This is a genomic window from Mesorhizobium sp. B1-1-6, assembly GCF_006443035.1.
GTDB lineage: Bacteria > Pseudomonadota > Alphaproteobacteria > Rhizobiales > Rhizobiaceae > Mesorhizobium.
Map to the genome: position 1 here is coordinate 225,226 of NZ_VFWR01000001.1, position 18,421 is coordinate 243,646.

The window sequence follows — 18,421 nt, forward strand, 5'->3', positions numbered from 1 at the left end:
CCCCGTCTCTATACGGGGAGAAGATGCCGGCAGGCAGATGAGGGGCAGCGCCGATTTCGACTGTTGGCCGATCAAGCGATGACCGCCTACCTCCTCAGGCGTCTCGCGATCGCCGCCGCCACGTTGGCGCTGGCCTCCATGGTCGTCTTCGCGGTGCTGGAGATCCTGCCCGGCGACCCGGCGCGGCTGATGCTGGGCATGAATGCCAGCGCCGACCAGGTTGAGCTGCTGCGCAACCAGATGGGCCTCGACGCGCCCCTGCCCTGGCGCTACCTGCACTGGGCCGGCGGCCTGCTCTGCCTGGATTTCGGCCGCTCCTACACCTATTCGGTGCCGGTCATCGACCTCGTGCGCGAGCGTCTCGTCGTCTCGCTGCCGCTGGCGCTGATCGCGCTCGCCCTATCCACCCTCATCGCCATCCCGGTCGGCCTGTTTTCAGCGAACCATCGCGGGCGGATGGGTGACACGACGGCGATGGGCGCCGCGCAGCTCGGCGTCGCCATTCCCAATTTCTGGTTCGCGCTGATGCTGATCTATCTCTTCGCGGTCTGGCTGCGGCTGGTTCCGGCCGGCGGCTTTCCCGGTTGGGGGGCCGGTGCCTGGCCGGCGCTGAAATCACTGCTGCTGCCGGCTGTGGCGCTCGCATTGCCGCAGGCCGCGATCCTGGCACGCGTCACCCGTTCGGCACTGATCGAGGTGCTGAACGAGGACTATATCCGCACCGCCCGCGCCAAGGGCCTGCCCTATCGCGCGGTCCTGTGGCGGCACGCACTGCGCAACGCCATGATCCCGGTGCTGACCATTCTGGGCCTGCAATTCGCCTTCCTGCTCGCCGGCACCATCATCATCGAGAACGTCTTCTACCTGCCCGGCCTCGGCCGGCTGGTGTTCCAGGCGATCACCCAGCGCGACCTGATCGTCGTGGAAAGCGTCGTCATGCTGCTGGTCGCCGCGGTCATCGCCGTCAACCTCGTCGTCGACCTCTCTTATGCCGTCGTCGATCCGCGCCTCCGAAGCCGGCAATGATGTTGCATCCGGACATCCCCGAAGAGACGCTGGGCGGCATCCTCGTCAAGGCGTTCGGCAACCGCTCGTTTCTTGCCGGCTTCGTCGTCACATTGTTCGTGGCGGCGGTGGCGATCCTCTCCTATCTCTGGACGCCCTATGACGTGACCCGGCTGGTGATATCCGACAAGACGCTGGCGCCGTCCTGGGCGCACTGGTTCGGCACCGACCATTTCGGCCGCGACATCCTGTCGATGATCATGGTCGGCGCCCGCAATTCGATCGCGGTAGCGCTGGTCGCGGTCGGCATCGGCATGGGCATCGGCGTGCCGCTCGGTGCTTTCGCCGCGGCGCGCGGCGGCCTCGTCGACGAGGCGCTGATGCGCGTCAACGATCTGGTCTTCGCCTTCCCTGCGCTTTTGTCGGCCATCATGATCACCGCCATCTTCGGCCCCGGCGCCGTTAATGCCATCATCGCCATCGGCATCTTCAACATCCCTGTCTTTGCTCGCGTCGCCCGCGCCGGCGCCTTGGCGATCTGGCCGCGCGAATTCATCCTCGCCGCCCGCGCCGCGGGCAAGGGCAAGGCGCTGATCACCATCGAACATGTGCTGCCCAACATCGCCACCTTGCTCCTGGTGCAAGGCACTATCCAGTTCGCGCTCGGCATATTGGCCGAGGCCGGGCTTTCCTATCTGGGCCTTGGCGCCCAACCGCCGATGCCGAGCTGGGGCCGCATGCTGTTCGACGCCCAGACCCGCATGGTGGTGGCGCCCTGGATGGCGATCTTTCCCGGCATGGCGATCGTGATCACCGTGCTTGGGCTGAACCTTTTGGGCGACGGCATCGCCGACATCCTCGATCCGAAATCGCGGCGGCAACGATGAGCCTTCTGGAAATCGACAATCTGTCGCTGGCGATCGGCGACACGCCGATCCTCCGGAGCATCGAGTTCTCCATCGCGCCCGGCGAGGTAATGGGGCTGGTCGGCGAATCCGGCTCCGGCAAATCGATGACGGCTCTGAGCGTCATGCGGCTCTTGCCATATGCCGCGCGTGCCAGCGGGCGCGTCACCTTCGACGGTATCGACATCCTTGCGGCAAGCGAGGATCAGATGTGCGCCCTGCGCGGTGACGATATCGGCATGGTGTTCCAGGAACCGATGACCGCGCTGAACCCGCTCAAGACCATCGGCGAGCAGGTCGCCGAAGGCATACGCTGGCATGCCAAGGCAACACGTGCCGAGGCGGAAGAGCGGGCGCGAAAAACGCTCGACCGGGTTGGCTTGCCGTCGGCAAAATTCCCGCTGTCGCGCTATCCGCACGAACTGTCCGGCGGCCAGCGCCAGCGCGTCGTCATTGCCATGGCCTGCGCGCTGAAGCCGAAGCTGCTGATCGCCGACGAGCCGACCACGGCGCTCGACGTGGTGCTGCAGGCGCAAATCCTCACCCTCTTGCGCGACCTTGTCGCGGAGAGCGGCATGGGCCTGCTCCTGATCTCGCATGACCTCGCCGTGGTCACCGAGATGGCGGATCGCATCACCATTCTTCGTCGGGGCGAAGTCATGGAAGCCGGCGATACGGCCCGCACGCTCTCTGAACAGCTCCACCCCTATACCCGCCAGTTGGCGCTGGCCTCGATGCACGTGCCGGCCCGCGCCCGGCCGCATGGCGCCTCGGCAGCCCGGCCCTTGCTCGAGGTGGAGGGCGTGACGCGCGACTATCCAGGCCGGCGCACCTCGCTGTTCCGGCGCGCGCCTGATATCCGCGCCGTCGACGGCGTGTCGCTGTCGATGGCGCCGGGCCAATCGGTGGCGCTGGTCGGCCGCTCCGGCTGCGGCAAGTCCACCTTGGCGCGCATGATCCTGGCGCTGGACCGGCCGAGTTCGGGGACCATCCGCTTTCGCGGCGAGCCCCTCACCGGCAAGAGCGAGGCGGACCTGAAGCCGGCGCGGCGCGACATGCAGGTGGTGTTCCAGGACCCCTATGGCTCGTTCGATCCGCGCCAGAAGGTCGAGAAACTGGTCGCCGAGCCGCTGCACGTGCTGGACAGGAAACCGGGGCGCGCCGAGCGCCGCGAGATGGTGGCGCAGGCGCTGCACGAGGTCGGCCTCGACCAGCACGACATGGAAAAGTATCCGCACGAATTTTCCGGCGGCCAGCGCCAGCGCCTGTCGATCGCCCGCGCCATCATCACCCGCCCAAAACTGGTCGTCGCCGACGAGCCGGTTTCGGCGCTCGATGTTTCGATCCGCGCTCAGATCCTCGACCTGTTCGCCGAGCTCAACCAGAAACTCGGCATCGCCTATCTCTTCATCACCCACGACCTCACCGTCGCCCGCGCCATAACGGACGAAGTGCTGGTCATGCATGACGGCCAGATCGTCGAGCGTGGCCGGACGAGCGAGGTGCTGGATCACCCGCAATCCGAGGCGGCCAAGGCGCTTGTCGCCGCAGCGCCGGACCTGCACAGGGCAATTGCACGCCGTATGCAGGAGCAGGGGTGAGCGATCGGTTCGCGAAGCGAATCCGCCGTGTGAGTGAAAGGCCGCAAATGCCGGAGGCTGCCGTAGACAGCCGGCCCGGCTGGGATCCCATCAACCTACTGCTCAGATTTCACCACGTCGACCGGGCTGATGTCGAGCAGGTCGAGCGTGCGGCGCAGCAGGCGCACCTCGGTCTCGGCCAATTGCGCGTCCGCCTTGGCGATCTCGGCCATATGCTGCGCCAGTTGCTTGCGCCGCTCGACATCGAGGTCGCGGAACAGCGCGATGGCCTGTGAGCCATTGGTTTCGTAGCCGAATTCGTTGAGATATTCGATGACGGCGTCGATGCTGGTTTCCGGAATGCCGAAGGCATCCTTGCAGATGCGCCGGAAGGCAACCATCTCGCTCTCGCTGACCGTTCCGTCAGCCAGGATCATGCGGAACAGCATCAGAAGTTCCGCCGACAACACGGGGTCGTCCGCCACCTTGCGCACCCCGGGGTCGCCATCGAAGATCGAGCGTATCTGGTCGAGCAGTTCGAATGCCATCGGGAGCCCCTTTGCCGATTCCTCTAATCCATGTAGCCCAAAAAAGCGCAGCGGTTTTGGGATAATGACAGCACAACGCGAAATCCAGGCGCGACGCGCTTGGATAGAAGTAGCGTGAAATCGGTCTTGCGCAAACGGGGTGTTCGTGATCGAAGCCGGAGCATCTCTGGCTTGATTTCTCCCTGATGATCGACTTCACCTTAGAATCCGTCGCCATGCTCGCCTTCGCCGGTTTTGCCGCGGGCTTTGTCGACTCGATTGCCGGCGGCGGTGGGCTGATCACTATTCCCGCACTGCTGCTGGCCGGCTTCTCGCCGGTCGAGGCGCTGGGAACCAACAAGCTGCAGGGCATGTTCGGCTCGGGATCTGCGACCATCCACTATGCCGCGAAAGGCCATGTCGACCTTCGCCGGCAACTGCCTTCTGCGCTGCTGGCGCTTGCCGGCGGTGCCGTCGGCGCCTTGCTGGCAACGGTCGTGCCCGGCGATCTGCTGCGGGCGCTTCTGCCGCTGGTGCTGATCGCCATCGCGCTCTATTTCGCCCTGAAGCCCAACATGACCGACGTTGACCGCGCCGAACGTATGACGCCCTTCCTGTTCGGGATAACGCTGGTGCCGGCCATCGGCTTTTACGACGGCCTGTTCGGGCCGGGTGCCGGCTCCTTCTACATGCTGGCCTTCGTCGCGCTTGCCGGCTACGGCGTACTCAAGGCGACGGCCCACACCAAGCTGCTCAACTTCGCCTCCAACATCGGCGGCTTCGTCGTCTTCGCCGCGGTCGGTGTCATCTCCTGGAAGATCGGCCTGATGATGGGCGTCGCCCAGTTCCTCGGCGCCCGCCTCGGCGCCAGCCTGGCCATGCGCATCGGCGCCAGGCTGATCAAGCCGCTGCTTGTCATCGTCTGCGTCGCTCTGGCGGCGAAGCTCCTGGCCGACCCGGCGAACCCGCTGCGCGTCCTGATTGGTGTGTGACCCGCGCGCCTGATGGAATGCCGCTGTTCGAATCATGTCGAGGAGAGGACCCGCAAATGAATCTCAGCGCACCTACCGAGATTGTTTTCATCATCTCCCTTGTCATCGCCCTCATCGGCATTCTCGCCGCCCTCGGCCTTCTTTCGTTCATCCCACTCGCATCGGTGTGGATCGTGCTCATTGCTTACCTCGTGCTTGCCGGCGGCTGCCTGATGCGCGGCGCCTGACATTCAAATCTCAGGCAATTCGGAGCGCCCGGCCGAGCCGGGCGCTTTTGATTCGGGTCCGGGCTCTGCTAGAGTCCTGTCGATGCCAATCGAGATGCCATGCCAGCAGGAACAGGACCGGTCAGTCCCCGGGCGGTTCGAGATGCGGCGGCGCCTTCCCAGCCCTGCCCTCGCGGGCATTGTGTCAGACATTTGCGGTTATCGCGAAACGGCGCCCGGCCATTACCGCAATGTCGAATATGCCTCCCTTACCGTGCCTCTGGTCATCAGCTTCGCCGAACCTTTCGCCATCGGCCTTGGCAAGCCGCCCGGCGACAATGATCGCTTCGCCAGTTTCGCCGCCGGCCTCTATGCCGGACCCGTGATGATCGAATCCTTCGGCGGCGCCTGCTGCGTCCAGGTCAATTTCACCCCGCTTGGCGCACGCCGATTCTTTGGCCAGCCGATGAGCGGGTTGACCGACCGCATGGTCAGCCTGGACGATGTGCTCGGCATCGAAGGCGTCGCCTTGCGCGAGCGGCTTGGCAACGCGGCGGACTGGAGCAAACGTTTTGCCCTTGTCGAGATGTTCGTCGCCGCCCGGCTGGCCGATGCGCCGGAAACGCAGGCCGGGGTTGCCTGGGCCTATGACAGGATCCTCGCCTCCGGCGGCCGCGTGCGCGTCTCCTCGCTGGCCGACAGGCTGGGCTGGAGCCGCAAGCATCTGGCGGGGAAATTCGCGGACGCGACCGGCATCGGCCCGAAAACGCTGTCGCGCATCGTCCGCTTCAACCGCGCGCTTGGCCTGTCGAGGCAGCAAGCTGGCGATTGGGCCGACATCGCGGCCGATTGCGGCTATGCCGACCAGGCGCATCTGGTGCGTGAGTTCCGCGTCCTTGCCGGCGAGACACCGACCGCGCTCTCGGTTCCGGCACAGGCCTGAAGCCTCGGGTAACATTTTTTCAAGACGCCGGAACGGCTGTCGCTCAGACTGGGTTCATCGACCAGCCTGAATGAAGGAGGTTGCCATGCCCGCATCACCTGAAGCCCCTCGCCTCTACCCCGCCTTGCGTTACAGGAACGCGGCAAAAATGATTGACTGGCTCTGCGAAGCCTTCGGCTTCAGCATCCGTGCCCGCTACGGCGAAGGCGATGTCGTGCATCACGCCGAACTGGTCTTCGGCTCCTCGATGATCATGCTCGGCAGCGCGCGCGACGATGACTACGGCAAGATGGTCGGCGAACCCGGCACAGGCGGCGGCAAGTCGATCTACATCGCCGTGAACGACGCAGACGCCGCCTACGCCAAAGCGAAGAAGGCAGGCGCCACGATCCTCCAGGAATTGACTGACCGCGACTATGGCAGTCGCGAGTTCATCTGCCGCGACCCGGAGGGCAATGTCTGGTCCTTCGGCACCTATTGGCCGAAGGCAGGCGAAATGGCCAACTAGCTACCGCGCCAGCGAAAAGATCGCGTCGCAGTCGAGTTGGCTCTCCAACTGGGCCGCGACCTCGTCGAGAGCCCTCTCGACCTCGGCGCGATAGTCGATGCCGCCGCCCTTGACGCCGAGGCTTTCGAGGAACCTCCCTCGAAAGGCGTCGGCGCCAAACAGGCCGTGCATGTAGGTTCCGACCACCTTGCCATCCGCCGAGACCGCACCGTCCTCGGCGCCATTGATGATCGCCGACGGCCGCAGCATGTCCGGGCCGGTGGTGCGGCCGAGATGGATCTCGTAGCCTTCGAGCGGCAGATCGAACGGCACCGAGCGGGCGCTGACGTTGCGCACCGTCTTTTCCGGTTCCATCACTGTTTCGATGTCGAGCAGGCCAAGCCCTTCCGCTTCGGTGACGCTGCCCTCGATGCCGTCGGGATCGCGCACGATGCGGCCAAGCATCTGGAAGCCGCCGCAAATGCCGACGACATGGCCGCCGCGCCTGCGATGGGCGAGAAGATCACGGTCCCAGCCATTTTCGCGAAATTTCAGCAGATCCCCGATCGTCGACTTCGAGCCGGGAATGACCACCAGTCCCGCATCCTGCGGCAACGGCTTTCCAGGCGGCACGAACACCACTTCCACCTGCGGCTCGGCCTTGAGCGGGTCGAGATCGTCGAAATTGGCGATGCGGCCAAGCATCGGCACCGCCACCTTCAGCGCACGCGCCTCCCCGGAGGCAAGCCGCTCCAGCACCACCGAATCCTCCGAGGGCAGCCGGGCAGCGGCCTTCAGCCACGGCACGACGCCGAAGCAGCGCCAGCCGGTGAACGCTTCGATCGCGTTGATGCCGTCGTCGAACAGCGACACGTCGCCACGGAACTTGTTGATGAGATAGCCGACGATCATGCGCCGGTCTTCCTGCGGCAGGATCAGATGCGTGCCCGCGACCGAGGCGATGACGCCGCCGCGGTCGATGTCGCCGACCAGCACGACAGGCACATCGGCACGCGTCGCAAAGCCCATATTGGCGATGTCGCGGCTTCTGAGATTGATCTCGGCCGGTGAGCCCGCGCCCTCGACGATGACGAGATCGGCGCCCTCGCCGACCTTGCCCCAGGAGTCCAGCACCGCGTCCATCAGCCGGCCCTTCAGCGCCTGGTAGTCGCGCGCCCGCGCCTCGCCGAACACCTTGCCTTGCACGATGACCTGCGCACCGACATCGGTCTGCGGCTTGAGCAGCACGGGGTTCATGTGAACCGATGGCGGCACGCCGCAGGCGATCGCCTGCAGCCATTGCGCGCGGCCGATCTCGCCGCCGCCAGCCCTGTTGTCGCCGGGAATATCGGCGACAGCGGCATTGTTCGACATGTTCTGCGGCTTGAACGGACGCACCTTCAGCCCACGCTTTTTTGCGGCGCGGCACAGCCCGGCGACCAGCACGGTCTTGCCGACATCCGAACCCGTGCCTTGCAGCATAATGGCTTTAGCCATGGCTCAGCCCCTGCCCTGCGTCGCGGTCCCGGTGATCGTGGATTTCTGCGCCAGCGGCCCGCCGCGCCAGATATAGAGCGCCAGCAACGGCTCCTTGCCGGTGCGCATGGCGTGATTGACCTTAGAAGCGTGGTGGATGACCTCGCCGGCCTCTCGCTTGTGAAAGCTGTCCTCGCCCATGCGCCACTCGGTGCCGCCGGTCAGCGGGATATAGATCTCCTCGGCGACATGATGGTGGTCGGGATAGACGATATCAGGCCCAAGGATTAGCACGCCGGCGGCGACCTCGTCGTTGGCGAAGTGGCCGCGGGTGCCGAATACTTCGAGCCAGCCATAATTGTCGATGAACGCCTTGCCGAAATCCGACTCGCCGTAGGTCTGGCCCCAGCGCAATTCGCCGCGCTCCTGCGCCAGAAATTGCACCAGCTGCTTGGTCCGCGCCGGCGTCAATTCGGCGGCGCGATCGAGATGGCGCAGGCAGCCGAGTGGGTGCGGTTCAAGCTCGCGGGCGGGCATATCCCACCCTATGCGCGCCACCGCATCCTGCACCAGGAAGTCATCCACGGAAGCGAGATAGGCGTGGAACCGCTCTAGCAGCTCATCGAATTTTGTCGTCACATCTTGCTCCGGACATGCATTGACGCACAGCCGCTCCGCGGCGGCTCGGGTTGCGCGGCGGCATCATTGGTCTAGATTGGTGCGCGCGCAAAGCCAAAAACGACAGGCCAGCGAGCCAGCATATAGGGAGCACGCCATGGACGCCGCGGTCGATGCGAGCACCAGTCAGTTCGAACTCAACGAGGACCAGCGCGCCATCCAGGAGATGGCTCAGGCCTTCGCCGCCGATCGCGTCGCGCCGAATGCGCTAGACTGGGACCGCAACAAGCATTTCCCCGCCGACGTGATCCGCGAGACTGGCCCGCTGGGCCTCGGCGGCATCTATGTCAGGGACGATGTCGGCGGCTCCGCGCTCGGCCGGCTCGACGCCGTGCTGATCTTCGAAGCGCTGTCCCACGCCGACCCGGCCTTTTCTTCCTTCATCTCGATCCACAATATGGTGGCCTCGATGATTGACCGTTTCGGCAACGACGCCCAGCGCCGGCGCTTCCTGCCGAAGCTGACCTCCATGGAGTGGCTGGCGAGCTATTGCCTGACCGAGCCGGGTTCCGGCTCCGACGCCGCCGCATTGAAGACGCGGGCGGTGAAGAGCGGCGGCGACTACGTGCTGAACGGCGCCAAGCAGTTCATCTCCGGCGCCGGCGACAGCGATGTCTATGCCGTCATGGTGCGCACCGGCGCCGAGGGACCGAAAGGCATTTCCACCATCGTCGTGCCGAAAGATGCGCCAGGCCTCTCCTTCGGCGCCAATGAGCACAAGATGGGCTGGCATATGCAGTCGACCCGCCAGGTCATTTTCGAGGATTGCAAGGTGCCGGCCGAAAACCTTTTGTCAGGCGAAGGCGCCGGCTTCGGCATCGCCATGGCCGGGCTCGATGGCGGCCGGCTGAACATTGCCGCCTGTTCGGTTGGCGGGGCCCAGTCGGCGCTCGACAAGGCGCTGTCCTACACGGCCGAGCGCAAGGCATTCGGCTCCAGGATCAACCAGTTCCAGGCGCTGCAGTTCCGGCTGGCCGATATGGAAACCGAGTTGCAGGCGGCGCGCATCTTTCTTTATGCCGCCGCTTCCAAGCTCGACCGCAAGGCACCGGATGCCTCGAAATGGTCGGCAATGGCCAAGCGCTTCGTCACCGACACCGGTTTCAACGTCGCCAACGATGCGCTGCAGCTGCTCGGCGGCTACGGTTACCTGCACGATTACGGCATCGAGAAACTGGTGCGCGACCTGCGTGTGCATCAGATCCTCGAAGGCACCAACGAGATCATGCGCGTCATCATCGCCCGCGCGTTGATCGGTCGCTGAAGCGTGCAAACTCCGGGAGAGACACAATGACCACAATCGCCTTCATCGGCCTTGGGAATATGGGCAATCCAATGGCGGCGAACCTGGTCAAAGCGGGGTATGCCGTGCACGGCTACGACCTAATGTCCGAAAACCTCACCGTCGCCAAAGAACATGGCGTTACGATCATGGCCAATGCCTTGACCGCAGTGAAAGATGCGGATGTTGTCATTACCATGCTGCCCGCCGGCAAGCATGTCCTGTCGGTCTACGAAGAGATCGCGTCCAAGGCAAAGAAGGGCGCGCTTTTCATCGATTCCTCGACCATCGACGTCGAATCGGCGCGCAAGGCGCATGCCATCGCCGCAAAGCACGGCCTGCTGTCGGTTGATGCGCCGGTCTCGGGCGGCATCGGCGGTGCCGCCGCCGGCACGCTGACTTTCATGGCCGGCGGCTCGGACGACGCCTTCGCCGCCGCCGAGCCGATCCTGAAGCCCATGGCCGGGCGCATCGTCCATTGCGGCGGCGACGGCGCCGGCCAGGCGGCCAAGATCTGCAACAACATGATTCTCGGCATTTCGATGATCGGCGTCGCCGAGGCCTTCGTGCTGGCCGAAAAGCTCGGCCTGGCGCACCAGGCCCTGTTCGACGTTGCCTCGACCTCTTCAGGCCAGTGCTGGTCGCTGACCACCTATTGCCCGGTGCCCGGCCCGGTGCCGACCTCGCCCGCCAACCGCGACTACAAGCCCGGCTTCGCCGCCGCGCTCATGCTGAAGGATTTGAAGCTGTCGCAGGAAGCCGCACAAGCCGCGGGCGCGGTGACACCGCTTGGCGCCGAAGCGACACAGCTCTACGGCCTGTTCAACGCGCAAGGGAATGCCGGCGCCGATTTTTCCGGGATCATAAATTTTCTGCGCGGCGCCAATCAATAAGCAATTGATAAAGCTCGTTTTTCTTTCGTACGCCTCGCCGGAGAACCGCAAAATTTAGGTTTGCTTAAGCTCTCGATAACTCCGCGGTAACGATGTCCCTATAAAACGGACTGCGAGGCGGATATCGCGTCCGCCCGGCGCTCCGGATCAGGTCTCGCGTACCGGAGCCCGTAAGTTTCGCCAAGTGTTTGCGTAGCGAAACGCCAAGCGTATCTGGCAAAGCCGCGTTCCCGGTGGGGCGCGGTTTTTGCGTTCCAGGATCCGACATCCCTCATATTCCGATTGCCGCGTTCGGGATCGGCACGTGATCTTCATTGGTCAGCACGATCGGCGCATTGGCGCCCTCGACCCGGACCACGAGCAGGTGCGTGCTCCACGTGCCTGCATTGCGAACAAGATGCGAAAACACCGTGCCCTTTCCCTTAGCGCCGTGGATGGGAATGCTGAACTGCGCGTCACCCGTCCCATCTGCGTTGACGTTGAGATGGCCGCCGACCCAGAAATTGGCGGTCACGTCGTCGCCGATAGCGGCTTTCACCCGGGTATCGGCGCGAACGACCTCCATGGTCATGTGATAGGCGTCACTGCCTTTGATCATGAAAGGGATGCCGCCGACCATCGTCGCGCAGCCCCCGATACTAAGCACCCAGACGGCAAGACCGGCGATCGCCCAGTTGCGCTGCGTTCTGCGGAACTGCTCGGCATCGCGCCACACCCGGTTCCGCCATGCCCAGCGGCTGCCGCGCGCGCCGAGCACGAAGATCATGACGATGTTGACGATCGGGATCAGCGCCAGCAGGGCGATGAAGGTGGAGTTGCCGATGCCCCAGATCCAGTTGAGGAAGAAGGCGCCCCAATTCCAGCGATCGAGCTCAGCCGGGATTTCGGCGGGCTGGTTGAGCGGTTGTCCGGCCATCGCGTTCCCCGTCGGCAAAACTGCCTTGGCGGGTTGTAACCGATAGCGCCGGCGACCGGAACCCTCAGTCTGTCTGGGGCCGGCATTGGGTCACCGACGGCCGGGCGTCTCGATCACGAACGCCCGGCCATTTCTTTTACCGTTTGCGCAGATCCGCTTGCGCCAGGTCGAGCGCCTTGCCGATACGCTCGCAGGCCATATCGATCGTGTCGCGGGTCCAGATCAGCGGCGGCGACAGGATCATCGTGTCGCCGGTGGCGCGCAGCATCATGCCGTTGGCGATCGCATGGTCGCGCACGGTCACCGCGGCACTTCCAGCCGGCAGGAACCGCTCCTTGGTCGCCTTGTCCTTGACGATCTCAATCGCACCCATCAGCCCGATCGAACGCACCTCGCCGACCAGCTCGTGCCCGGCGAGGCGCTCTTGCAGCGCCTTGGCGAAATAGGGCCCGGTGTCGGTCCTAACGCGGTCGACCAGACCCTCCCGCTCCATGATCTCCAGGTTCTTTAGCGCCACGGCGCAAGCCACGGGGTGGCCGGAATAGGTATAACCGTGATTGAACTCGCCGCCCTTCTCGATCAGCGTCGAGGCAATGCGATCGCCGACCAGCAGCGCCGACAGCGGCTGGTAGCCCGACGTCAGCGCCTTGGCGGTGGTGATGGTGTCGGCCTCGATGCCAAGCGTCTGCGCGGCAAACCATTCGCCCGTGCGGCCATAGCCGGTGATGACCTCGTCCAGCATCAGCAGCACATCGTATTTGCGGCAGATGCGCTGTATCTCGGGCCAATAGCTTGCCGGGGGGATCTTCACGCCGCCGGCTCCCATCACCGGCTCGCCAATGAAGGCGGCGACCTTGTCGGCGCCGGCTTCGAGGATGGCGTCCTCGACCGCCTTTGCCGCGCGCAGGCCGAAATCATGATCGCTCTCGCCCGGCAGCGACAGCTCATAGGCGTACGGCGTCATCACATGGACGATGTTGGGCACCTCTCCGTTGAGCTGCTTGTGCATGGCGTCCATGCCGCCGAGCGACGTGCCGGCGATGGTCGAGCCGTGATAGGCCATCTTGCGCGAGATGACGCGGTTCTTCTGCGGCTTGCCTTCGAGCACCCAATAGTGGCGCACGAGCCTGAGCGCGGTGTCGTTGGCTTCCGAACCGGAAGAACCATAGAACACCTGGTTGATGGTCTTCGGCGCGATCTCCGCCAGCTTCTTCGACAGAAGCACAGGCGTCGGTGTCGAGCATTTAAAGAAGGAATTGTAGTAAGGCAGCTCCTTCATCTGCGCATAGGCTGCCTCCGCGAGCTCGTCGCGGCCATAGCCGATATTGACGCACCACAGCCCCGCCATGCCGTCGAGAAGTTCGTTCCCTTCGGAATCGTAGATGAAGGGACCGTTGGCGTGGGTGATGATGCGCGATCCGGCCTCGCGCAGTTCCCTATGGTCGGTGAACGGGTGCAGATGATGCGCGGCATCGATCTGCTGAAGCTGCTTCAGCGAATAATTTTGATAGGTCATGGATCTGATCTTCCTCTGGAACCAATCCGGCTGCGCCGGGGCGGATTCTTCAGAGGATAGCGGGTGGCGAATAGCCTATGCGGGCGCAAAGCCGCAAAAGCTCGGCGCGCAACGTGCGCAGCGACGGCGTCACCGCGCCCCCAAATGCCCGAACCCCGAAAAGGCCGGCCAATGTCACCACGGGAGCCATGAAGGCACCTTAGAGCAAAGAAGGTTCGAGGTGAACCACCCTTCGCTCCGGTCCGAAGGCTTTCGGTTCAGCCCTTCCCGCCCAGCGTCCTCTGCAGGAAAACGTACTTCATCGCGGCCTGTGCCGCCTGCGGCCGGCGGTCGCCGCGGCCGCCATGGCCGCCCTCGGTCTCTTCGAAGAAGAGCGTCCCGGCGTGGCCGGCCTCCTGCAGGCGGGCGGCCATCTTGCGCGCATGGCCGGGATGCACCCGGTCGTCGGCGGTCGAGGTGGTGAGCAGCACCGGCGGATAGGCACCGGCCTCGACATGCTGGTAAGGCGAGTAGGCGGCCAGCCAGGTCGCATCTTCCGGCTTCGACGGATCGCCATATTCGGCCATCCACGACGCGCCGGGCGGCAATTCGGTGTAGCGCAGCATGTCGAGCAGCGGCACCTCGATGATGACGGCGCCGAACAGCTCAGGATGCTGCGTCAGCGAGACGCCCGTCAGCAAGCCGCCATTCGAGCCGCCCTGGATGCCGAGCGAGGCAGCTGTCGCAATGCCGCGCCTGACGACATCCTGCGCGACCGCCGCGAAATCGTCGAAAGCGTTCTGCCGGTTGCCCTTGAGCGCTGTCTGGTGCCAGGCCGGGCCGAACTCGCCCCCGCCGCGGATGCAGGCCTGCACATAGGCATTGCCCTTCTCCAGCCACAGCCTGCCGCGCACGCCGGCATAGCCAGGCAGCAAAGGCACTTCGAAGCCGCCATAGCCGTAGAGCAGCGTCGGCACCGGGCCCTTCTGGTCACGCCGCCTGACGACGAAATAGGGGATCATCGTGCCGTCCTTCGAGCGCGCCTCGAACTGTTCCGAGACGAGCTGCGAAGCATCGAACCGCGACGGCTGCGACTTCACTGTGGCGAGCGTCTCGCCATTGTCGTCGGACCAGATGATCGAACTCGGCGTCAGGAAATCGGTGAAAGAGAAGGAGACGCTGGCGCCGAAATGTTCGGCATGGCTGATGCCTACCGTGCCGTTTTCCGGCAACGCGACCGGTTTCAGCGACCAGGCGCCGTCCCTGCGTTCGCAGGCCACAACCTTGCCGCGCACATTGTCCATCAGGCTGATGAACAGGCGGTCCTGCGTCCTGGCAAGAGTGGCGATGGACACGCGATGCGCCGGCGCGAGCAAGGTCTCGGTGGCGCCGAAACTGCCGGTCTCGATCCAATGAGCGAAATCGAACGAATAGAGCCCGTCCGGCCGGCAGGCCGTTCCATCCTGCGCCGTCCAAGGCGTACGCACGCCAAACACCATCTGGTCCTTGAAGAGCGCCGTGTCGGTAACGTCGTCAGGCAACGGAATGCGTATGTTTTCACCTGACGGGAGACGCAGGAAACTGTGCGATGCAAAGAAGTTGAGCGTCCGCGTTAGAAACAAATGCCGCTTCTCGCCATCGAACTCCAGGCCGGCGCCGACGGCGAGGTCTTCCTTCTGCGCTTCGAAGATCGGCGTCGCGTCTTCAAGGTCCGTGCCGCGCGTCCACAATTTGACGACGCGCGGGTAGCCGGATTCGGTCTTGTCGGCCTCTTCGAAGGCTGCCGAGACGATCACCGTATCCTTGTCGAGCCAGCCGAAACCGGACTTGGAAGCGGGCGCGCGAAAACCGTCCTCGACGAACGATTTGGCGGCGATGTCGAATTCGCGCATCTCGCTGGCGTCACCGCCATCAGGCGACATCGAAACCAGGCAGCGGTTGAAATCGGGGTAGAGCCGGCTGGCGCCGCCGAACACCCACTTCACTCCCTCCTTCGCCGCGAGCTGGTCGAAGTCGATGATGGTTTCCCAGTCCGGTCTGTCGGTCTTGTAGGAAGCCACCGTCGTGCGGCGCCACAGGCCCAACACATTGGTCTTGTCCTGCCAGAAATTATAGACGTAGCCGTTGAGCGCGGAGCCGACGGCTATGTTGTCCTCGGCGGTCATCAGATCGAGCGCGGTTTCGAACGACGCCTGGTAGGACGGATCGCCCTGCAATTGCGCCACCGTGACTTCGTTCTGGCGATGTACCCAGTCGAGCGCCTCCTTGCTCGTCCTTTCCTCCAGCCAAAGAAAGGGATCATCGGTCGCCAAGCCAGGCTTTGTCGTCGAAATGGTCATGGGGGTCTCCGGGAAATCGGGGGGCGGCCCTGCCTACATCGCGTCAAAGGGCGCCGGATTCAAGGTGTTGAAGCCGCGTCATCGCGGCAGATCGCTTCAGGCCGTCACACGATCCGCCGCCGGATGACGGTCGCAGCCGCCAGCGCCAGGCAGATCGCGCCGAGCGTCACCGGCAGGCCGCTCGCGCCGATCCCGTCCATCACGCCGCCCGCAAGCGGCGGAACGAGGATGCCGCCGACGCCCCACATCAGGGAGAAAGCGGCATTGCCGGCAACTAGCGCCGAGCCGCTGAAACGCTCGCCGAGTTCGATGATCGCCATCGTATAAATGCCGTAGGACACCGCGCCCCAGACGAAGATCATCGGCCAGACCAGCGGCGTTTCGATCAATAGCGGCAGCAGCAGACAGCCGAGCAGCGTCAGCACCAGGCAGATGAACCGCACCAAGCGCGCCGTCAGCCGCTCGGCCAGCAGGCCGAGCGGCACCTGCATGGCGATGTTGCCGGCGATCATCGTCGACAACAGCGCCGACATGCGGTTCTCGGCGATGCCATAATGCGTGCCGTAGACGGGCAGCAGCGCCAGCACCGCCTGCTCGAAGCCGGCAGCCACGATTACTGCCGACAAAAGCAGCCAGGCGAGCGGCATGAAGCCCATCACCGAAAGCCGATGCCCGGCTTCGTCGACCTTAGGCAGGCGCCCGACCACCAGGGCGAGGCACCCGCCGCAGAAGATGAAAGCGGAAATGCCGACCAGGAATGGCGGCCAGCCCTCCGTACCGACGGCCAGCAGGCAAAGCGGCCCGGCGGCGAAGCCGGCCGAGATGATCGTGGAATAGACGCCCATGATGCGGCCGCGCCGGGCCGGCGGCGCCAGCGCGATCACCCAGATTTCGCTTAAGACATAGAGCGGATTGGTCACCGCGCCGATCAGGAACCGCAGCGGAAACCAGAGATAGACGTTCTGTGTCCAGCCGATCAGCGCCAGCACGACCGCCGAAAGCGCCGCGCAGGTCAGCGCCGTGCGCCCTGCCCCGAACCGCCGCGCCAGTGACGGGATGAGCGGCGACGAGACGATGAAGCCAATCGGCGTCATCGCCGCCGACAGGCCGATCATGACAGGCGAAACGCCCTGCCGCTGCAGGATGAAGCTCAAGAGCGGATAGGACAGTCCCTGCGCGATGGCGAACACCGACACGGTCGCGATCACACCGGTGATCGCTGCCCACTGCATCGTATCGTCGCGCTTCGGTTCCACCCGGTCCATGATCCACATCGCCTCTCGGCTGCAGGCTTAGCGTTTCGACCCGACAGCCGTAAGCCCCAAAGTCCGAACCCACGCTTGTTCCGGCCAAACCCTGTCAGGAGCCTCTGCGGCTGGCCGATCTGTAGAGCACGAAGGCGACCAGCAGCGCGTCCAGGCCGACGATCACCGCCGGCAATCCCAAAGGCCCGATCGCCTGCATCAGCAGACCGGCGCTGGGCGGACCGACAATGCCGCCAACGCCCCACAACAAGGCGAAAGCGGCGTTGCCGGTGACCAGCAGCGAGCCCTTGAAGCGGCTGCCGAGTTCCACCAACGCCATCGTGTAGACGCCATAGCCGACCGCTCCCATCACCAGCAGCACCGCCCAGATCAGCGGCGTCGTGATCAGCAGCGGCAGCAGAAGCGCGCAAACGGTGGTCGCCACCGCACAGGCCAGGATCATGGGGCGGCCGCCGAAGCGTTCGGCGAGCAGGCCGAGCGGGATCTGCAGCAGGATATTGCCCAAGGATAACGCCATCACCAGAGCGGCGAGCACGGCTTCCGGCAAGCCATAGCCGGCGCCGAAGACCGGAACCAGCGCATAGGTGCTTTGCTGGACCGCTGCCGAGACCAGCACCGCCAGCAGCAGCGCCGGCGCCAGCCGGGCAAAACCGATAAAGCTGCCGGCTGGCTGGCCGTCATCCTCGAAACCGGTGAGCTTTGAGGAGACAAGGCGCAGAATGACGGCGCAGAGCACGAACCCGCCAATGCCGACGCTGAAGGGAGCCCAGCCCGACGTGCCGAGCAGGGTCAGTGTGAAAGGCCCGGCCGCGTAGCCGGCCCCCATCAGCGTGTTGAACACGCCCATCACCCGGCCGCGTCGCGCCGGCGGCGCCAGCGACAGCGCCCACACCTCGCCGAGGATATAAAGCGGGTTGATGACCACGCCGATGATGAAACGGAGGACGAACCACGCCACCCAGTCCTGCAGATAGCCGATGCCCAGGAAGCACAGCGCACCGATCAGCGAGCAGCCGACGGCGAGCGTGCGGGCGCCGACCAGCCGCACGGCGGCGGGCACGAACGAGGCAGACAGGATCAAGCCAACCGGCATCATCGCCGCCGACAGGCCGATCAGGCCCGGCGACATGCCTTGCTTCTGCATCAGCAGCGTGAACAGCGGCGAGCTCAGCCCTTGCGCGGCGCCGAACATCGCCAGCGCTGCGGTGACGCCGGCGAGCGCTGCCCACTGCGTTGCCGCTTCGCCTTGGCTCGAGCCGGTCGCGACCATGCTGCCGTTCCATGAGTGAATCGCCGACCAGCGGATCGGCAAGCCATCAGCTACCGGTTCGATCACCGGAAAGGAAGGGCCGGACAGCGAAATCCGCTTGCGCCAACGGCCGGCGCCGTGCACCGGAAGGCTCGCGTCAAAAGCCGTCAGCACCCGCCGGCA

Annotated in this window: 18 protein-coding genes; 9 read left to right on the forward strand and 9 right to left on the reverse strand. The window is 64.8% G+C overall.

What is annotated here, in order from left to right; all coding sequences use genetic code 11:
• Positions 1-78 precede the first annotated feature (78 nt).
• Genes FJ979_RS01090 through FJ979_RS01100 form a run of 3 tightly spaced genes read left to right on the forward strand, consistent with a single transcriptional unit; the run spans position 79 to position 3,511 of the window.
• Positions 79-1,026, forward strand: coding sequence for an ABC transporter permease (locus FJ979_RS01090; protein ID WP_140579796.1), 948 nt, complete (start codon positions 79-81; stop codon positions 1,024-1,026).
• Entirely contained in the window at positions 1,023-1,892 is an 870-nt protein-coding gene (locus FJ979_RS01095) for an ABC transporter permease (protein WP_140579797.1), read from the forward strand. Before FJ979_RS01090 ends, FJ979_RS01095 begins: the two co-directional genes overlap by 4 nt.
• The gene (locus FJ979_RS01100) at positions 1,889-3,511 is read left to right on the forward strand and encodes a dipeptide ABC transporter ATP-binding protein (RefSeq protein ID WP_140579798.1); all 1,623 of its coding nucleotides are present in this window, start codon (positions 1,889-1,891) and stop codon (positions 3,509-3,511) included. The genes FJ979_RS01095 and FJ979_RS01100 overlap by 4 nt, the downstream gene beginning before the upstream one ends.
• A gap of 95 nt (positions 3,512-3,606) precedes the next feature.
• Here FJ979_RS01100 and FJ979_RS01105 read toward each other — a convergent pair whose 3' ends face one another.
• Positions 3,607-4,038 (reverse strand): TerB family tellurite resistance protein, encoded by a 432-nt coding sequence (locus FJ979_RS01105; RefSeq protein ID WP_140495687.1) that lies wholly within the window; start codon positions 4,036-4,038, stop codon positions 3,607-3,609.
• 185 nt (positions 4,039-4,223) lie between these two features.
• Here FJ979_RS01105 and FJ979_RS01110 point away from each other — a divergent pair, with 185 nt between their 5' ends.
• The 4 genes from FJ979_RS01110 to FJ979_RS01125 all read left to right on the forward strand — a co-directional run bounded on the left by FJ979_RS01110 (position 4,224) and on the right by FJ979_RS01125 (position 6,666).
• Positions 4,224-5,009: a TSUP family transporter gene (locus FJ979_RS01110; RefSeq protein ID WP_140517245.1), complete on the forward strand. Its 786-nt coding sequence runs from the start codon at positions 4,224-4,226 to the stop codon at positions 5,007-5,009.
• A gap of 56 nt (positions 5,010-5,065) precedes the next feature.
• A complete protein-coding gene (locus tag FJ979_RS01115; RefSeq protein ID WP_140517247.1) occupies positions 5,066-5,236 on the forward strand; it encodes a hypothetical protein in 171 nt (56 codons plus the stop codon).
• 82 nt (positions 5,237-5,318) lie between these two features.
• Positions 5,319-6,158, forward strand: coding sequence for an AraC family transcriptional regulator (locus FJ979_RS01120; protein WP_140579799.1), 840 nt, complete (start codon positions 5,319-5,321; stop codon positions 6,156-6,158).
• 85 nt (positions 6,159-6,243) lie between these two features.
• Complete coding sequence (locus FJ979_RS01125; RefSeq protein ID WP_140579800.1) at positions 6,244-6,666, forward strand: VOC family protein; 423 nt, start codon at positions 6,244-6,246, stop codon at positions 6,664-6,666.
• On the opposite strand, the gene FJ979_RS01130 is transcribed toward FJ979_RS01125, so the two are convergent.
• Positions 6,667-8,142 (reverse strand): cobyric acid synthase, encoded by a 1,476-nt coding sequence (locus FJ979_RS01130; protein WP_140579801.1) that lies wholly within the window; start codon positions 8,140-8,142, stop codon positions 6,667-6,669. It lies immediately after the preceding gene.
• A 3-nt stretch (positions 8,143-8,145) separates the two neighbouring features.
• A complete protein-coding gene (locus FJ979_RS01135) occupies positions 8,146-8,760 on the reverse strand; it encodes a dimethylsulfonioproprionate lyase family protein (RefSeq protein WP_140517255.1) in 615 nt (204 codons plus the stop codon).
• Between the two features lie 136 nt (positions 8,761-8,896).
• Between FJ979_RS01135 and FJ979_RS01140 the strand changes: the two genes are divergently transcribed.
• Positions 8,897-10,063, forward strand: a complete 1,167-nt coding sequence (locus FJ979_RS01140; protein ID WP_140579802.1) for an isobutyryl-CoA dehydrogenase — start codon at positions 8,897-8,899, stop codon at positions 10,061-10,063.
• 26 nt (positions 10,064-10,089) lie between these two features.
• Positions 10,090-10,974 carry a 3-hydroxyisobutyrate dehydrogenase gene (gene mmsB, locus FJ979_RS01145; protein WP_140579803.1) on the forward strand — a complete coding sequence of 295 codons (885 nt, stop codon included), beginning with the start codon at positions 10,090-10,092 and terminating at the stop codon, positions 10,972-10,974.
• 271 nt (positions 10,975-11,245) lie between these two features.
• Here mmsB and FJ979_RS01150 read toward each other — a convergent pair whose 3' ends face one another.
• From FJ979_RS01150 to FJ979_RS01175, 6 genes are all read right to left on the reverse strand, one after another.
• A complete protein-coding gene (locus tag FJ979_RS01150) occupies positions 11,246-11,890 on the reverse strand; it encodes a cytochrome c oxidase assembly factor Coa1 family protein (protein WP_140579804.1) in 645 nt (214 codons plus the stop codon).
• A 136-nt stretch (positions 11,891-12,026) separates the two neighbouring features.
• A complete protein-coding gene (locus FJ979_RS01155; protein WP_140517262.1) occupies positions 12,027-13,406 on the reverse strand; it encodes an aspartate aminotransferase family protein in 1,380 nt (459 codons plus the stop codon).
• Between the two features lie 49 nt (positions 13,407-13,455).
• Positions 13,456-13,596 (reverse strand): capsid protein, encoded by a 141-nt coding sequence (locus tag FJ979_RS01160; RefSeq protein ID WP_140495676.1) that lies wholly within the window; start codon positions 13,594-13,596, stop codon positions 13,456-13,458.
• A gap of 67 nt (positions 13,597-13,663) precedes the next feature.
• Positions 13,664-15,724, reverse strand: a complete 2,061-nt coding sequence (locus tag FJ979_RS01165; RefSeq protein ID WP_140517264.1) for a prolyl oligopeptidase family protein — start codon at positions 15,722-15,724, stop codon at positions 13,664-13,666.
• A gap of 104 nt (positions 15,725-15,828) precedes the next feature.
• Positions 15,829-16,989 (reverse strand): MFS transporter, encoded by a 1,161-nt coding sequence (locus FJ979_RS01170; protein WP_140517266.1) that lies wholly within the window; start codon positions 16,987-16,989, stop codon positions 15,829-15,831.
• Between the two features lie 94 nt (positions 16,990-17,083).
• The gene (locus FJ979_RS01175) at positions 17,084-18,259 is read right to left on the reverse strand and encodes an MFS transporter (RefSeq protein ID WP_140517268.1); all 1,176 of its coding nucleotides are present in this window, start codon (positions 18,257-18,259) and stop codon (positions 17,084-17,086) included.
• Positions 18,260-18,421: the final 162 nt, after the last annotated feature.

Bases quoted from the DNA above. Each gene is read 5' to 3' on its own strand.
- FJ979_RS01170 (WP_140517266.1), bottom strand. From the start codon at position 16,989: ATGGACCGGGTGGAACCGAAGCGCGACGATACGATGCAGTGGGCAGCG.
- mmsB (WP_140579803.1), top strand. From the start codon at position 10,090: ATGACCACAATCGCCTTCATCGGCCTTGGGAATATGGGCAATCCAATG.
- FJ979_RS01130 (WP_140579801.1), bottom strand. From the start codon at position 8,142: ATGGCTAAAGCCATTATGCTGCAAGGCACGGGTTCGGATGTCGGCAAG.
- FJ979_RS01090 (WP_140579796.1), top strand. From the start codon at position 79: ATGACCGCCTACCTCCTCAGGCGTCTCGCGATCGCCGCCGCCACGTTG.
- FJ979_RS01175 (WP_140517268.1), bottom strand. From the start codon at position 18,259: ATGGTCGCGACCGGCTCGAGCCAAGGCGAAGCGGCAACGCAGTGGGCA.
- FJ979_RS01140 (WP_140579802.1), top strand. From the start codon at position 8,897: ATGGACGCCGCGGTCGATGCGAGCACCAGTCAGTTCGAACTCAACGAG.
- FJ979_RS01105 (WP_140495687.1), bottom strand. From the start codon at position 4,038: ATGGCATTCGAACTGCTCGACCAGATACGCTCGATCTTCGATGGCGAC.
- FJ979_RS01095 (WP_140579797.1), top strand. From the start codon at position 1,023: ATGATGTTGCATCCGGACATCCCCGAAGAGACGCTGGGCGGCATCCTC.
- FJ979_RS01110 (WP_140517245.1), top strand. From the start codon at position 4,224: ATGATCGACTTCACCTTAGAATCCGTCGCCATGCTCGCCTTCGCCGGT.
- FJ979_RS01165 (WP_140517264.1), bottom strand. From the start codon at position 15,724: ATGACCATTTCGACGACAAAGCCTGGCTTGGCGACCGATGATCCCTTT.
- FJ979_RS01120 (WP_140579799.1), top strand. From the start codon at position 5,319: ATGCCAATCGAGATGCCATGCCAGCAGGAACAGGACCGGTCAGTCCCC.
- FJ979_RS01155 (WP_140517262.1), bottom strand. From the start codon at position 13,406: ATGACCTATCAAAATTATTCGCTGAAGCAGCTTCAGCAGATCGATGCC.
- FJ979_RS01125 (WP_140579800.1), top strand. From the start codon at position 6,244: ATGCCCGCATCACCTGAAGCCCCTCGCCTCTACCCCGCCTTGCGTTAC.
- FJ979_RS01150 (WP_140579804.1), bottom strand. From the start codon at position 11,890: ATGGCCGGACAACCGCTCAACCAGCCCGCCGAAATCCCGGCTGAGCTC.
- FJ979_RS01100 (WP_140579798.1), top strand. From the start codon at position 1,889: ATGAGCCTTCTGGAAATCGACAATCTGTCGCTGGCGATCGGCGACACG.
- FJ979_RS01160 (WP_140495676.1), bottom strand. From the start codon at position 13,596: ATGGCTCCCGTGGTGACATTGGCCGGCCTTTTCGGGGTTCGGGCATTT.
- FJ979_RS01115 (WP_140517247.1), top strand. From the start codon at position 5,066: ATGAATCTCAGCGCACCTACCGAGATTGTTTTCATCATCTCCCTTGTC.